This is a genomic window from Bifidobacterium jacchi, from assembly GCF_009078285.1.
Taxonomy (GTDB): Bacteria; Actinomycetota; Actinomycetes; order Actinomycetales; family Bifidobacteriaceae; genus Bifidobacterium; species Bifidobacterium jacchi.
This window is the reverse complement of sequence record NZ_RQSP01000023.1, coordinates 1-15,731: the sequence shown is the minus strand read 5'-3', so window position 1 is coordinate 15,731 and position 15,731 is coordinate 1. Positions and strand designations below refer to the sequence as shown.

At 61.9% G+C, this 15,731-nt stretch carries 11 protein-coding genes and 1 pseudogene; 7 read left to right on the top strand and 5 right to left on the bottom strand.

All coding sequences use genetic code 11. The features are described 5' to 3' along the window. Nucleotides 1–96 precede the first annotated feature (96 nt). Nucleotides 97–918 (top strand): ABC transporter ATP-binding protein, encoded by an 822-nt coding sequence (locus EHS19_RS07015; RefSeq protein ID WP_151917062.1) that lies wholly within the window; start codon nucleotides 97–99, stop codon nucleotides 916–918. Between the two features lie 115 nt (nucleotides 919–1,033). Here EHS19_RS07015 and EHS19_RS07010 read toward each other — a convergent pair whose 3' ends face one another. From EHS19_RS07010 to EHS19_RS07000, 3 genes are all read right to left on the bottom strand, one after another. Further along, complete coding sequence (locus EHS19_RS07010; protein WP_151917061.1) at nucleotides 1,034–3,730, bottom strand: ATP-binding cassette domain-containing protein; 2,697 nt, start codon at nucleotides 3,728–3,730, stop codon at nucleotides 1,034–1,036. Nucleotides 3,731–3,841: 111 nt separating this feature from the next. After that, nucleotides 3,842–4,468 (bottom strand): ECF transporter S component, encoded by a 627-nt coding sequence (locus EHS19_RS07005; protein WP_151917060.1) that lies wholly within the window; start codon nucleotides 4,466–4,468, stop codon nucleotides 3,842–3,844. A 314-nt stretch (nucleotides 4,469–4,782) separates the two neighbouring features. Further along, nucleotides 4,783–6,150 carry a dipeptidase gene (locus EHS19_RS07000; RefSeq protein WP_151917059.1) on the bottom strand — a complete coding sequence of 456 codons (1,368 nt, stop codon included), beginning with the start codon at nucleotides 6,148–6,150 and terminating at the stop codon, nucleotides 4,783–4,785. A 102-nt stretch (nucleotides 6,151–6,252) separates the two neighbouring features. On the opposite strand from EHS19_RS07000, the gene EHS19_RS06995 reads away from it, so the two are divergent. From EHS19_RS06995 to glnA, 4 genes are all read left to right on the top strand, one after another. Further along, on the top strand, nucleotides 6,253–6,861 hold the full coding sequence (locus EHS19_RS06995; protein WP_151917058.1) for a DUF3043 domain-containing protein: 609 nt from the start codon (nucleotides 6,253–6,255) through the stop codon (nucleotides 6,859–6,861). A 133-nt stretch (nucleotides 6,862–6,994) separates the two neighbouring features. Beyond that, the gene (locus EHS19_RS06990; RefSeq protein WP_151917057.1) at nucleotides 6,995–8,677 is read left to right on the top strand and encodes a dihydrolipoyl dehydrogenase family protein; all 1,683 of its coding nucleotides are present in this window, start codon (nucleotides 6,995–6,997) and stop codon (nucleotides 8,675–8,677) included. 181 nt (nucleotides 8,678–8,858) lie between these two features. Continuing rightward, nucleotides 8,859–9,692 carry a DUF4191 family protein gene (locus EHS19_RS06985; RefSeq protein WP_151917056.1) on the top strand — a complete coding sequence of 278 codons (834 nt, stop codon included), beginning with the start codon at nucleotides 8,859–8,861 and terminating at the stop codon, nucleotides 9,690–9,692. A gap of 425 nt (nucleotides 9,693–10,117) precedes the next feature. Further along, a complete protein-coding gene (gene glnA, locus EHS19_RS06980; RefSeq protein WP_151917055.1) occupies nucleotides 10,118–11,566 on the top strand; it encodes a type I glutamate--ammonia ligase in 1,449 nt (482 codons plus the stop codon). 226 nt (nucleotides 11,567–11,792) lie between these two features. On the opposite strand, the gene nrdR is transcribed toward glnA, so the two are convergent. Both nrdR and EHS19_RS06970 read right to left on the bottom strand, forming a co-directional pair. Further along, a complete protein-coding gene (nrdR, locus tag EHS19_RS06975; protein ID WP_151917084.1) occupies nucleotides 11,793–12,245 on the bottom strand; it encodes a transcriptional regulator NrdR in 453 nt (150 codons plus the stop codon). Between the two features lie 184 nt (nucleotides 12,246–12,429). Next, entirely contained in the window at nucleotides 12,430–12,714 is a 285-nt protein-coding gene (locus EHS19_RS06970) for a LysM peptidoglycan-binding domain-containing protein (protein ID WP_241677137.1), read from the bottom strand. Between the two features lie 454 nt (nucleotides 12,715–13,168). On the opposite strand from EHS19_RS06970, the pseudogene lexA reads away from it, so the two are divergent. Then, nucleotides 13,169–13,828 (top strand): annotated as a pseudogene (gene lexA / locus EHS19_RS06965) (transcriptional repressor LexA); the annotation flags it as partial. A gap of 385 nt (nucleotides 13,829–14,213) precedes the next feature. Continuing rightward, on the top strand, nucleotides 14,214–15,167 hold the full coding sequence (locus tag EHS19_RS06960; protein ID WP_175578360.1) for a cation diffusion facilitator family transporter: 954 nt from the start codon (nucleotides 14,214–14,216) through the stop codon (nucleotides 15,165–15,167). Nucleotides 15,168–15,731 lie beyond the last annotated feature (564 nt).

Genomic DNA, 15,731 nt, shown 5'->3' with positions numbered 1-15,731 from the left:
AACCAGCGGCAGCCCATCATCGCGAGCAATGCGCGAATAATCGCAAATCGCAATCGCAACCGGGAATCAGAACAACAGCAACAACAAAGGATCATCATGACACAGGCAACAGCGAATACGACGGCTGCGGACGACACCGTGCGTCCGACCGAGAGTCCGACCGAACAGCCAACCACTCAGTCGGCAGGAAACGACACGTCAACCAACAGCGCAGCCAACAGCGCACCCCACAGCGCAGCCCACAGCGCGACGGCGCCGATACTTGAGCTCGACAACGTCAGCTACGCCTACGCGAAAGGCGGCAAGAAGGTGCTGCACGGCATCAGCCATACGTTCGAGACGGGCAAGGTGTATTCGATCACCGGACCGTCCGGCGCGGGCAAGACCACGCTGCTGTCGCTGATCTGCGGGCTGGCGAAGCCCACCGAGGGGCGAGTGCTCTACGACGGCAACGATCTCGCCAGGCAGGATCGCTACCGCTACCGCAGCCACGACATCGGCGTGATCTTTCAAAGCTTCAATCTGCTGCCCGCGCTGACGGTCGCGGAGAACATCACCTTGTCGATGGACGCCTCAGGCAAGCGATTCGACAAGCCGAAGAAGCAGATCGCCAGCGATCTGCTCGCCGAGGTGCATCTGCCGGCCGACTATGCGAACGAGCGCATCCTGCATCTGTCGGGCGGCGAGCAGCAGCGTGTGGCGATCGCGCGGGCGCTCGGCTACGATCCGCGCATCATCGTCGCCGACGAGCCGACCGGCAATCTCGACATCGCCACGCAGGAGGACATCATGTCGATCTTCCGCTCCCTCGCCCATGAGCAGAACCGCTGCGTGATCATCGTGACGCACAGCCCCGAGGTGGCGGCAGCCTCCGACGAGGTGTTCGAACTGGCGCCGCTGCGGCGCAATCGCCGGTAATGCGCGGCTGAATCACACCGGCACGCCGAACGGCGCGCCAAGTGATGGTTCCGGCCGCGCCTCGGCCTTGCATTGGCTGGCATCGGCTGGCATCGGCTGGCATCGCCGGCCATTTTTACGCAGCGAACAGCGGCTGATTCCAGTAGCCGGTCAGCGCGGCGGCGGTCAGCGCGGCGGTCGGAATGATCACGGCGATCGCATACGACACCCAGTCGGCCGCGTGCAGACGCGAGATTCTCGCGTTCGTGCGCGGCCCGTCGCCGCCGAATCCGCGCGCCTCCATCGCCGTGGCGAGGCGCGTGGCGCGACGAATCGAAAGCACCAGCAGACCGAACGCCTGCGAGAACGCGCGCCGGACCGCGTTCTCGTCGCCAAGACCGCGTGATCGCCGCGACAGGCCAAGCGCGCGCCAATCCTCGGTCAGGAGCGTGAACATGCGCACGCCGGCCAAGCCGCCGTAGACGAATCGCGGCGACAGACGGAGAATCTGCACGAGCCCGTCGGCCAGATCGGTCGGATCGAGACCGAACGCCAGCACCACGGACGGCGTGGCGATCGCCAGCACGCGCAGGAACGTCGCCGTGGCGAAATACACCGACCCCTGCGTGACGTGAATCACGCCGAAATCGAAATACACGGCTCCGAACGCCTTGCCGTAGAGCGCCACCGAAAGGAACCCGCCGCATGCGGCGATCCATACCGGCCAGGTGCGGCGGCACACGGTCCACGGCGCGATGCCGCCGATCCACAGCAGCGCCAGCTCCAAGCCCAGCGCCACGGAGGCGCTGACCACATCAAGACTGAAGAACATGGGGATGCACAGCACGAGTCCCATGATGAAGCGGCTCACCGGGTTGATGCGGGCGACGAACCATGACGGCGAGGCCGGCTTGGCCGGCTCGTGGCGCTGCGACGGCGGCGAGACGTGGACGATGCGATCGCCGCTGGCATGCGAATGATCGGCGGTCCTTTGGTTGACGTGGGCGGCGTCGGCGGCGCCGAATGCGGCCGGTTCGACGGCTGATTCGGCAGCGGATTCGGCAGTGGACTGGGCGGCTGGCTTTTCGATTTCCGCGGATTTCTCAGCGGATGCAAATGATTTCTCGACGGATGCGACTGATTCGCCGACGATGCCATCCTCGCGAAACTCGATGCGCGTCGCATCCAGCGCCTCGACCAGCGCCTCATCGTGGGTGACCATGACGACTGCCGAACCCTCGTCACGCGCGATGGCGATCAGACGGACCATCTCGGTCCATGTGGCGAAATCCTGACCGAAGGTCGGCTCGTCCATGATGAGCACCCTGGGGGCGGCGGCCAGCATCGAGGCGACCGAAAGCCGCCGCTTCTCCCCTCCCGACAGCGTGTACGGGTTGGCGCGGGCGAAGCGGGCCAGACCGAGCCGTTCCAGCATGCGATCGGCGATGCGATACGCCTCCTCGTCGTCGCGACCCATGCCCTTGGGTCCCAGAGCCACCTCGTCGCGCACGGTGTTGGCCGCGAACTGGTGTTCCGGCTCCTGAAACACCATGCCCACGCGTCCCAGCAGCTCGCGACTGCGCCAGCCAAACGGCTCATCGCCTGACTTCGGGTTCTTCGGCGCGATCGCGTCGCACACGCGCACATGACCGTCCAATGGTTTGAGCAGACCGGCAAGCGTCAGCGCCAACGTTGATTTTCCCGCGCCGTTCGGGCCCATGAGCGCATACACGGTACCACCGTGGAATGCAAGATCGACATGCTCGCCGAGAGGCGTGCCGCGTCCGAACGACAGATCCTGCGTGAACAACAGCGGCTCACTGGATTGAGCCTTCCCACGACTGCGATCCGTCTGCGCAGTCGTGTGAACCGACATGTCGGACATCGCAGACCCAGCTGTTGGAGCCGACCCGGCGTTGGCAGTGGACGCAGCGATGGCAGCCGACTCAGCGGAAACCGCCGACGCGGTATCGAGCGTCGAGCCGAGTCGGCGGTACTCGGTCGGAATCCTGCGACCCGGCACCCACGCGCCGCCCGCGGCCAGCACATCCGACATCTCGCGAAACACCCGATCGGGACTACCGTCCGCGATCACGCCCGCGGTATGTTCGCCGGGCTTCGGCCGACCGAGCACGATGACCCGGTCGATCAGATCCAGCCACACGTCGATATGGTGTTCGACGACGATCATCGTCTCGCCGGTCCGTCTGAGCACATCGGCCACCGCATCATGCACCTCGTGCACGCCCTCCGGGTCGAGGTTGGCGGTCGGCTCGTCGAGCAGCAGCAGGCCGGGACGCATCGCCAGCACGCCGGCCAGCGCAAGACGCTGCCGCTGCCCGCCCGACAGATGCGAGGTCGAACGCGACTGGTCAAGCTCGTCCAATCCGACCAAAGCGAGCGATTCGCGCACGCGCCGCCATGTCTCCTCGCGCGGCACGGCCAGATTCTCGCAGCCGAACGCCGTATCGTCGCCGACGCGCTCAAGGATGATCTGCGAATCCGGGTCCTGCAGCACCAGGCCGGCACGGCCCCGCGCATCGCGCGCCGGCACGCCGTCCAAGGTCAGGCCGCCCTCCTCCTCGCCCTCGTCATCGCCGCCGAGCACGCCGGCAAGACCGGCCATCAGCGTGGATTTGCCGGCACCGGATGCACCGAGCAACAGCACCCGTTCGCCGGGGCGAATGTCGAAATCGATGTGCCGAAGCGCGAAGTCGCGGCGCGTGCTGTGCCGCCAACCCCAATCGCGGGCGCGCACGGACACCGGCCTAGCTCCGGCCGACTCGGCATCGGCTGTGGCAGAACTGGCGGCAGCATCAAAGACATCGGGCATATTCAGAGTAAACCTCACCTATGAAACGGCATCACATGCCGAAGCGGCACCGCGTGCCCTATGGTTCGCTCAACAGGGCACGAGACCGAACGAGGGCACGCGACCGGACAATCAGACCAGCTCGCGGGCGCGACCGGACTCGAAGCGATCGAGAACGCCGGTCGCGGCGAGTGCGCGCTGCAGCAGGCAGCACACGACCGCGAAGACGGCACCGGAGATGATCGACGTGATGAAATAGATGCTCACCTGAAGCGGACCCCATGCCGGGTTGGTGAGCCAGTAGTAGATCGCGCAGGCAACGCCGGCGAGCGATCCGGCAAGCATGGTGACCGGGATGTTCCACTTGCGATACATGAAGATCGCGAACGCGATTTCGGCGCCGAGACCCTGCATGATGCCGATGAGCAGCGAGCCTCCGACACCCCACTGGTTGCCCAGCGTCAGTTCAAGGAACGCGGCGAGCGTCTCGGCGAACAGCGCCGCTCCCGGCTTGCGCACGATGATCGCGGCGAGCGGAGCGGCGAACAGCCAGAATCCGTTGAGCAGGCCTTCAAAGCCAGGGGTGAGCGCACGGAACGCATTGAGCGGAACCTCGCAGACCACGTCCCAGCCCCAGAAAATCACGCCGGAGGCGACGGCGATGATGGCGGCCACGACGATGTCGACGACTCGCCAGCGGTTGGAGTGTTTGGTCGCCGCGGTCTTCTCAGTGATGATGTCATCCATGTTCTCAGCCATGTCACAATGCCTTTCTCTTCCGATCTCTCCTGTGGCTGCGCGCGTTCGCCGCGCGAGCACACGACGGACAGCGCTTTGACGAGCACGGGAAGAGCGACAAATCCGTGCCCGGCATTGCCCGGGCACGTTCCATCGGTCGAGATCGCACGATCTCCTCTCAGCCGCCCTACGGCAGCTCCCGTGTCATTGCCTCGAGTGTAGGGCACGGCAACGCCATGCGCAAGAGGTGCATGCAAACGCCCTCCGCAGCGCGCCAGCGACATCACCAACATCACCAACATAAGCGATAAGCGACGTCAGCGATATAGGCGACGTCAGCGGCCGAGCTTGGCGAGCAGAAGCGCCTCGGTCTCGACGTTGTGCCGCAGACCGGACAGCGAGATCGACTCATTGGGGCTGTGGGCGTTGGCCTTCGGATCCTCCGGACCGGTGACGAGCACCTGCGCGTCGGGGAACAGCCGCTGCAGCTCGGGGATGAACGGAATCGAACCGCCCTCGCCCTTGTTGATCGGCTCGATGCCGAACGCCTCGCGCATGGCCTCCAGAGCATCCTTCGTGGCGACCGCGTTCGGGTCCATCGCCCAGCCCATGCCGTTCTCGAGACGGTCCACGCGCACCTGCGCGCCGAACGGGGCGTGCGATTCAAGGAAGCCTGCGAGCGCCTCCTGCGCCTGTTCCGGTCGCTGACCGGGAGCGGTGCGCAGGGAGAGCCTGAACGTGGTCTCGGGCGAGATGACGTTGAACGATCCCTCGACCGGGTGCGCATCGAAGCCGATGACCGTAAGACTTGGCTTGGTCCACATGCGTGCGGCGAGCGAACCGGTTCCGGCGAGCGTATACGAGTCGATCACGCCGGCATCGGCTCGGACGGTCGATTCGTCGAGATCGCGCTGCAGACCGCCGACCGGCTCCTGGGATTCGATGCCGGGCACCGCCAGATCGCCGTTGGCGTCGTACAGGGAGGAGATGAGCATCGCGGCGATGGTGTTCGCATCGAGGATCGGGCCGCCATACTGGCCGGAGTGCACCGGATGATCCAGCACCTTGACGTGGACGTCGACGCAGGTGTTGCCTCTGAGACTGGTCGTCAGCGAGGGGATGTCGGCGGACCAGTTGCCGGAGTCGGCGACGATGATCACATCGGACTTGAATTCGTCGCGGTGCGCCTCGATGAACGGGATGAAACTGGGAGAGCCCATTTCCTCCTCGCCTTCGATGAACACCTTGACATTGACGTTGAGCTCATCGCCGAGCGCGGCAAGCGCGCCCGAGTGGATGGCGATGCCGCCGCCGTCGTCAGCCGAGCCGCGTCCGTAGAGGCGACCGTCGATTTCGGTGCCGACGAACGGGTCGGTGTTCCATGCGGTCGGGTCCGGCACTGGCTGCACGTCGTGATGGGCGTAGAGCAGCACGGTGGGCGCGCCCGGAGCGACGATGCGCGATCCGATGACCTCCCATGCACCGGGAGTGCCGTCGGGGTTGGCGGACTGCACGACCTTCGCGTCGACGCCGACCTTGCGCAGCTCGTCGGCGACGAACTGCGCTGATCTCTTCATATGGTCTCCGGTGATGCCTTCGGCGGACACCGATCTGAGCGCGATCTTGCTCTTGAGCAGTTCGACGATGCGATTCCAGTCCGCGTCGACGCGGGATCGGATCTGTTCGAGTGAGGTTTCGGCCATGATGCTCCTTGTCGTTTCTATGTGCGATGCACCTATCTGGCCCATTGTAGCGGCCGTGCGGCCGGGTGCCCGCGTCGAGGCATGATCGTACTGTGAATGCCTATGACATGGAACCCTTTCAAGAAGGATAAGGCGAGCGAGCCGGTGAAGGAGCCGTCCAAGACGCGTCCGTCGAGCACCGGCAAGGATCGTCCCACACCGAAGATGAAGGAGGCGCAGGCGCGCAATCTGCGTCCTCTGGTACCCACGGATCGCAAGGCAAGCTCGAAGGAGGCCAAGGCCCGTCTTCGCAAGAAGGAGGACGAGGAATACGAGGCGATGCGCACCGGCGACATCAACCGCATGCCGAAGGCCGAGCGTCTGCCGTGGCGCGTCTATATTCGCGACTATGTCGACGCTCGCCGCAATCTGGGAGAGTTCTTCATCCCGGTCGCCGTGGTCATTCTGATCGGCTCGGTGCTGGTGACCACCGTCATGCCGGCGCTGTCGCTGCCGATGCTCGTGCTGATGTACGTCTACCTGATCGCCGTGGTCATTGACGTGGCGATCATGTGGCGTGGGCTGAAGAAGAAGCTCATCGCCAAGTACGGCGAGGCATCCGTGGCGAAGGGCTCCCGCTCCGGCTCGTACGCGTGGAGCCGCGCCATTCAGGTTCGCCGCTGGCGGCTTCCCAAGCCTCGCAGCCCCAAGCGCGGCAACTGGCCGAAGTGACGTTGTTCATGGCTCCCATTGTTGGGAGCCATTATTTGTATTGTGTATGGCTGTTTTTGCACTGCTGTTGTGCAGTGCGGCATCACTGAGTACTGCTTATTGCAGATTATCAGGCATCGTTGAAGGAGACGACATGGGTGACGTAGGGCGATCAGCCGACACGCGGCACGACAACGTGGCTGGAGTCCGGCTTGGCAATGCGGGCGGCGGCGAGCCGGTCGAGCAGTTCGACGTCGTCGTGATCGGAGCCGGTCCCGGCGGCTATTCGACGGCGTTGCGCGCGGCGCAGCTTGGGCGCAGCGTTGCGCTGGTCGAACGGGATGCCACGCTGGGAGGCACCTGCCTCAATCGCGGATGCATCCCGTCAAAGGCGCTCATCACGTCCACGCATACGATCGATCTGGTGCGGCGCAGCGCCGAAGTGGGCGTCAACGCGCATCTGGACGGCATTGATTTCGGCGCGCTGCACGACTACCGGCTGCGTGTCGTCGACACGATGACCAAGGGACTGGCCGGCCTTGTAGCGCATCGCGGCATCACGGTGTTCCGTGGAACCGCCGCGCTGGATGATTCCGCCGCCGGCACCGACGCTGCCGCCGCCGAGGCAACCACCAGAGCAGCCACCGGCGCTGCCCTCGCCAATGCCGCATCCGCGGCCGACGCCACAGGCAACGCCGATGGCGGCGATGCGAGCCGACATGTCGTGGCCGTCACGCCCTCCCCCGGTCTGGCGGCAGTGCTTCGATTCGTCAATGCGGGCGAGCCGACCGAGGTCGGCGATCATGCCCTCCTTGTCGCCCGCGATGTCGTGCTCGCCACGGGGGCGGCTCCACGCCAGCTGCCCGGTGAGGCGTTCCGCGGCGGCCTGATCGATTCGACCGCCGCGCTGGAACTCGACGAGTTTCCGCATAATGCGATCATCATCGGCGCCGGTGCGGTGGCGGTGGAATTCGCGTCGATGTGGCGCGCCGCCGGCTGTTCGGTGACGATGCTGATTCGCAAGGATCGCGTGCTCAGCGGATGGGACCGGCGCGCATCGGTGACGCTGACACGCGAGCTCAAACGCCGCGGCATCGACATTCGCACACGCACGCATGTCAATCGAGTCGAGACCGGCGCGAATCTTGGTGCACTTGTGCACTATTCGCATCAGGGCGACGACGGCGAGCAGACGATCGCCGCGGAGATCGTGCTGGCGGCCATCGGACGCTATCCGCTGACCAACGCGCCATGGTTCGATGAGGCCGGTGTGAGCAGGGACGAATCCGGCTTCGTCATCACCGACGATCACGGGCGCACCTGCGTGCCTCATGTGTGGGCCGTGGGGGACATCACCGAAGGCCCTGCCCTTGCGCACCGGGCGTTCGAGCAGGGCATCTGCGTGGCGGAGTCGATCGCCGGCATGAATCCGCCCGCCGTGAACGACGCGACCGTGCCCCAGGTCGTCTTCTCCTGTCCGGAGGCCGCCAGCGTGGGGCTGACGCTCGATCAGGCGCAAAGCCGCGACGATCTGACCGAAGTGAAGGAGACGGCCTTCCCCATGATGTCGAACGCGCGCATGCTGATGAGCGGCATGGGCGGGTCGATGTCGATCGTCAGCGGCGAAATGTCCTCGAATCCCGGAACGCCTGTCGTTCTGGGCGTTCACATCGTCTCCCCCGTCGCCTCGGACATCATCGCCGAAGCCGAGCAGCTCGTCGGCAATCAGGTGCCGCTGCATGATGCGGCTCGATTCATCCATCCTCATCCCACGTTCGCCGAGTGCTTCGGCGAGGCGCTGCTCAAAGCCGACGACAGGCCGCTGCATACGCGATAGGCGCATGGCGGATACGTGATTGGGCGCATGCACCTTGCGTATGCGCCTTATTGCGCGACCTGTTGCGCGACTTGCCGTGTGGTTCGCCGTGTGACTGACGCGTTGACTCATGTTTTGGGGCGGGACTACTGCTAGACTGGTCGGCTAGTGTGTTTCCGTTTACAAGTGAAGCGAGGAGTCGATGGCACAGAACGACGATAAGCTGGAGGCCAAGGCCGCGCGTAAGGCCGAAAAGGCGGCCAAGAAGGCGGCCAAGAAGAAGAAAAGCACGATCAAGCAGGTCATTGAGGTCTACAAGTTCACTCATGCCGACGACAAGGCGCTGCCTGCGATCATGGCTGCGACCTTCCTCGGGCCGGTGGTGCTGTTCGTCGTACTCGGTCTGCTGCTGCACTGGTCCCCGGTCAGCTGGGTCATGCTCATGATCCTCGCCATCATGGTCGGCCTGCTCCTGTCCGTGGTCGTGCTCACCCGCCGCGCCGATGCGGTGGGCTATCGCAAGATGGAAGGTCGCAGCGGCGCGGCCATCGCCGTGATCCGCGGTATCAGCAAGGCCGGATACCAGTTCCCCGAACAGCCGATCTGGGTGGATCCGAAGACCAAGGATGCCGTATGGCGAGGCACCGGTTACAACGGCATCTATCTGCTCGGCGAGGGCAACTACGCCCGTGTGAGCAAGGCGATGGACAATCAGGAGCGCAGCATCAAGTCGGTGACCGCCGGCTCCTCCATTCCCGTCTATCGCATCTGCGTCGGCAACGGTCCGGAGCAGGTTCGTCTTCGTGATCTGCGCAAGACGGTGATGAAGAAGAAGGCGTATCGTCCCACTTCGCACAAGAACCCGATCATGAAGAAGCTGCATTCCCGCAGCCGTTTCGTGCTGACCAAGACCGAACTTGCGACGCTCAACGAGCGTCTGAACACGCTGCAGAGCAAATCCGGATACGGTATTCCCAAGGGCATCGATCCGATGCGACGTCAGCGTGTGAGTCGACGCGCGCTGCGCGGCAGGTGATCGCTTGCCGACTCGCTGCTCATCTGTCCGGCAATGCAGTTGTCTTGTCCATCTGCTGAGCAGCGAGCGGCACACACGATAGTAGGCATGTAAATGGCCGGTGTTCGCGGTGTTTTTGACCGCGAACACCGGCCATTTACATGGAACACCGGCCATTTACATGTCAGTGTGCCATGTGATTGCCATGACTGCCATATGCATGCGGCGCCGATACGTCGGGGGGGATGAATGTGACCGGCTGGCGCTGCACATGGCAGGCGACACTCGTTCAGCGTGTATCGATGTGCATCGGCGTTCCATCGCCGGTAAACATGCCATTGCCGATTTGGAAACATATTCGTAACCGAAGTGGCGAGGTTGCGAAATCCGCATCCATACACTATGAGCTTGTAAGTTTTCTAGCCAAAACTCGAAAAGGAGCAATCGTGGCAGGCAACAAGATCTTCGCCCATACGCCGGAAGAGGCCGAGGCACTCATCAACAAGGAAGGCGTCGAATACGTCTCCGTGCGCTTCACCGACCTGATCGGCGTGCAGCAACACTTCACGGTGCCGGTCAGCGAGTTCCTGGACAACGCGTTCACCGAGGGCATGCCGTTTGATGGTTCTTCCGTTCAGGGCTTCCAGGCGATCAACGAGTCCGACATGAAGCTGGTCCCGGATGTGACCACGGCCTTCATTGACCCGTTCCGCAAGCACAAGACGCTGGATGTCGCCTTCTCCATCGTCGACCCGCTCACGGATGAGCCGTATTCGCGCGACCCTCGTCAGGTCGCCGGCAAGGCTGAGGCGTATCTGAAGTCCACCGGTGTCGCCGACACCGCATCCTTCGCTCCGGAAGCCGAGTTCTTCATCTTCGACAAGGTTCGCTACGAGAACTCCATGCAGCGTTCCTTCTATGAGGTCGATTCGATCGAGGCTCCGTGGAACTCCGGTGTGGACACCGAAGAGGACGGCACGCCGAACATCGGCTTCAAGAACCGCATCAAGCGCGGTTACTTCCCGGTTCCTCCGATCGATCACAATCAGGATCTGCGCGACGATATGGTCGCCAACCTGCAGAAGGTCGGCCTGCAGCTTGAGCGCTCCCACCATGAGGTGGCGGGTGCCGGCCAGCAGGAGATCAACTACCGATTCAACACGCTGCAGCACGCCGGCGATGATCTGATGAAGTACAAGTACATCGTTCACGAGACCGCAGCCCTTGCCGGCAAGTCCGTGACCTTCATGCCGAAGCCGATCGCAGGCGACAACGGCACCGGCATGCACTGCCACCAGTCGCTGTGGAAGGACGGCAAGCCGCTGTTCTACGACGAGCAGGGCTATGGCGGACTGTCCGACATCGCCCGCTGGTACATCGGCGGTCTGATCAAGCACTCTTCGGCTGTGGTCGCGTTCACGAACCCGTCGCTGAACTCCTTCCATCGTCTGGTTCCTGGCTTCGAGGCTCCGGTTTCGCTGGTCTACTCCGCTCGTAACCGTTCCGCAGCCATCCGTATCCCGCTGGCTGGCACCTCCCCGGCTTCCAAGCGCATCGAGTTCCGCGCTCCGGACCCGTCCTGCAACCCGTTCCTCGCCTTCTCCGCCCAGATGATGGCCGGCCTCGACGGTATCCTGAACCACATCGAGCCTCCGGCACCGGTCGACAAGGATCTCTACGAGCTGCCTCCGGAAGAGCATGCCAACATCAAGCAGGTGCCGAGCTCGCTCGGCGAGGCTCTCGATGCCCTTGAGGAGGACAATGACTTCCTCACCGCTGGCGATGTGTTCACCACGGACCTCATCGAGACCTGGATTGATCTCAAGCGTGGCGAGATCGATCAGGCTCGTCTGGCTCCGACCCCGCTGGAGTACGAACTGTACTACCACATCTGATAGGCGAGTGTCCATCGCTGTGCCGTGCAAGAGCTTGACATAAGTGATTTGACGTTGCTTGCTTGCACAGCACGATGCGGATGGTTGCAGGTATAACCGTGTAACAATGTGGGCCCTTCGGAGAAATCCGGAGGGCCCACATTCATGTCATGAATGATGACGTATGCAATGGATGCGCCCCACAATGCAGAGTTCACCACACTGCACAATACTCATACCGACAAGGTCATTCCTGCTTTTCGACGCGCAGTTCGTCGATGGCTCTTTGGAAGTCCTCAAGACCTTCGAAGTTCTGGTACACACTGGCAAAGCGAAGGTATGCGACTTCATCAAGCTGCTTGAGCGGTGCGAGAATCGCTTTGCCGACATCCTCCGATCGAACCTGGGCAAGCCCTCGTGAACGAAGATCCTCCTCTACGCGCTGCCCGAGCGCCTTGAGATCCTCCTCCCTGATGGGACGACCTTGGCAGGCTTTGCGAACGCCGTTGATGACCTTGTCTCTGTCGAATGGCTCGATGTTGCCGGAACGTTTCAGCACCAACAGCATGGCCGACTCGACCGTGGTGAATCGACGTGAACATTTCGCACACACGCGTCTGCGTCGAATCGAGTATCCGTCATCGCTGATACGCGTATCGATGACCTTGGTATCCGGGTACTGGCAAAAAGGACAATGCATGTCCTTAGAATAACCCGTACGGGGACGAACACGCCATGATTGGCGTGTGCCGACGCCTCGACTCACATCATACGAAACGACCCGAGATGGCGAAACAGAATGCAGCGACATCAGCCGGCTCCTTTCGCGGAAATCCAGAATGTGCGTAGCCTCGCGTGACATGCGGCATATGGTACCCACGCACTCAGCGCACAGGTACCACGATGCTCTGGCCAGCGGTCAGGGATGCCGTCTCCAGATCATTGAGCTCGATCAGTTCGCTCACTGTCTGCCGAATATCACCTCCACGCGGCGTCACCTGACTGGCATAGCCCCATAGGGTGTCCCCGGGTCTGACGATATAGGTCGTAGTTGCCCCTGCGGAGCCGGCACTGGAGTTCACCGTGGAGCTCACAGCCACACTTCCGTTACTCCACATCGCAATGCCGGCGAGAACCAGTGCCAACGCCAGCGCACATAGCACAGTCATGATGCGGGCCCCATTCATGTGATGCCGATCAAGACCCTCCCTCGGCATTGCATGACGAGGCACAGTCACCAGCTGATACCGTGTCATTTCACGCCACCGTGTTCCCTTCCGACTTGCACAGTTGTGCCCGGAAATCACGGCCACTGCATTTGCAGACATCGAATCCATGTATTGACCATTCATCGCAACCACCATTCTCGAACATGCGTACTATCGCACGCTTGTTCCCATTGTTGCACAGGCGTTCGATCGAGGCAACACGGCGTGTCGAACAGATGTTTGATTTTTGTGCGCGGTTCCTGTATGCTTGCCACTATCACAGAAGGAGCAGAACATGAGTACGACTTCAACTAGGCGAATGGCGAATAATGCCGAGCTCCCCAATACGCCAACGCAACGGTCCGCATCTGCCGCAGTAGATGCACAGACACCGGTCACGCCCGATCCATCGACGCTCACGGAGCGGCAACGCCAGGTCCTCGACGCCATCCGCACCCATATCAACGATTGCGGATTCGCCCCGTCATTTCGAGAAATCGGCGAAGCTGCCGGGCTGAAAAGCCCGTCCTCCGTCAAACATCAGCTTCAGATGCTCGCCAGCAAAGGCTTTATACGCATGAATGCGAATAAAGGGCGCGCCATTGAGCTTGTCGGCGAAGAGCGACGGCCAATCGTCGAATCGAACAATCAGGCGGTGATCATCCGGTTCCCCGCGTTCACAGACATCGATCCCATCCAGCAGTCGCATGACATCCCGCTGGTGGGGCGCATTGCCGCCGGCGTGCCCATTACCGCCGAACAGCATGTCGACGATGTCATGCGTCTTCCGGAACGTCTCACCGGCACCGGCAATCTGTTCATGCTTGAGGTCCACGGTGATTCCATGGTCGATGCGGCGATCTGCGATGGAGACTTCGTCGTGGTCAGAGAGCAGCATTCAGCCGTCAATGGCGACATCGTCGCCGCACTACTTGACGGCGAGGCCACGGTCAAGACATTCCGCAAGGATCACGGTCACGTGTGGCTCATTCCCCATAATCCGGCATACTCCCCCATCGATGGAACGCATGCGCAGATCATGGGCAAAATCGTGACGGTGCTACGCAAGATCTGAGCGTCTTCCCGCTTGGCAGTCGACATCCTTGCATTGTCAACAACGTAAAAACCGCGCCGCGTCATTCCGTCAGGGCAATCAAGGTCAAACTGGCAGCAGCCTGCATCTGCCGGCATGAATATGCACGGTGCAAGCTCTATTGCAGACTCCTGCGGCACCACTCCGTGAAACAGCCTCCGTGCCGCGCCTCCACGGCATGGCACTTGCGCATCGACCAGCCTGCGGGTAGTGTGGCAATCACATGGAAAGCCCCGGATTGAACCGGGGCTTTCGCTGTTTTCAGGCTATTGAAAATGGTTGTAGGAAGCGATCTCATTCGATCGGGCATCATGCATGACAGGATGATGCATCACATCAGAGAAAGGAACCGAGCGCAATGCCGCACATGCACGGGACCGTCGAAACGCACGGAACAGCCGCCTCATCAATGGATCAAGCTGCAAACGCATCGCACCAGCGCCGGCTGATGCTGACGCTGACGCTGACTTCGACGGTGTTCATCGCCGAGGTCGTCGGTGCCATCATCACCGGCTCGCTGGCGCTCCTTGTTGATGCAGGACACATGCTGACCGACATGTCGGTGCTCGTGGCCTCCACCGTCACTGCAATGCTCATGCGACGCAAGCCGAACAAGAACCGAACATGGGGCTGGGCGCGACTTGAAGTGATCACCGCCGCCGCAGGAGCACTCGTCCTGCTGTTCGTCGGCATCTACGCACTGGTCGAGGCGGGAATGCGCCTATTCGCGGGGCGTTCGGACGTGGTGCAGGATTTCGGGCTTCTGCTCTTTTTCGGAATTCTCGGCCTATCGGCAAACGTCGGTTCCATTGCGATCCTCGCGTCCCGCCGAGCTGACAACATGAACATGAAAGCCGCATTCCTTGAGGTGATGAATGACGCTCTCGGATCAGTGGCTGTCGTGGTGTCCGCTCTGGTCATGATGTCAACAGGATGGGACGGATTCGATGCCGTTGCAGGCGGCATCATCGCCTTACTGATGATCCCGAGAGCACTCATTCTGCTGCGCAATGCAGTACGAGTGCTGTTGGAGGAAACCCCGAAGGGGCTTGATCTCGATACGGTACGGGAGCATATGGAGCATGTGCCGCATGTCATCGCCGTACACGATCTGCACGCGAGCACCGTCTCCACGGGAATGCCCGTGCTCATGGCCCACGTCGTCGTGGACAAGGGTCTCACCATGGAACAGGGCGCACAGATTCTCGAACAACTACAGGAATGCCTACAGCAGCATTTCCCCGTATCCGTGCCACACACCACCTTCCAGCTGGAGCCGGAAGGATATCAGGCCATCAGCGGCGAACACCCCCATCAGTAATGTCATAAGCCGACATCACCGTCATCAGCATCTTCATCAGAATCATCGCCAGTACAGTGTCACAGGAGCAATACCCGCCCATAGCAACCCGCACGCAGCAGCGCCCGAGCAGAATGAGCCACTTACCAAGGATCGTGTGCATAGGACGGACATAAGCACGACTAATTCGTGTGTATACAACGTATACGAGCACGATCGTGTGCATGGAACGTACGTGAAGAGGGCTGTAGTGGTCTTCCCATATACGTTCCATGCACACGATCGATTTCCCAAATACAATCCATGCGCACAATGGCAAACGGGCGAGCTGGACACAAGTGTAAGGCACTTCATCCCGCCGCACACGATCACGTCTCCGCGGGGCACAATACAACGCTGAAAGGTCTTCCGTTGATCTCGACAAGCACCGCTTCGCAAGCACCAAAATCTGTCACGCGACGCGATTTCCGGTGGTTTCGTCGTCGCGTGACAGACTGATTTGTCACGCGACGCGATTTTGCCCGGTTTTCACGTCTCGTGACACGCGAACCAGCTGCGAACCGGCTTCAGCCTGGTTCGAACCAT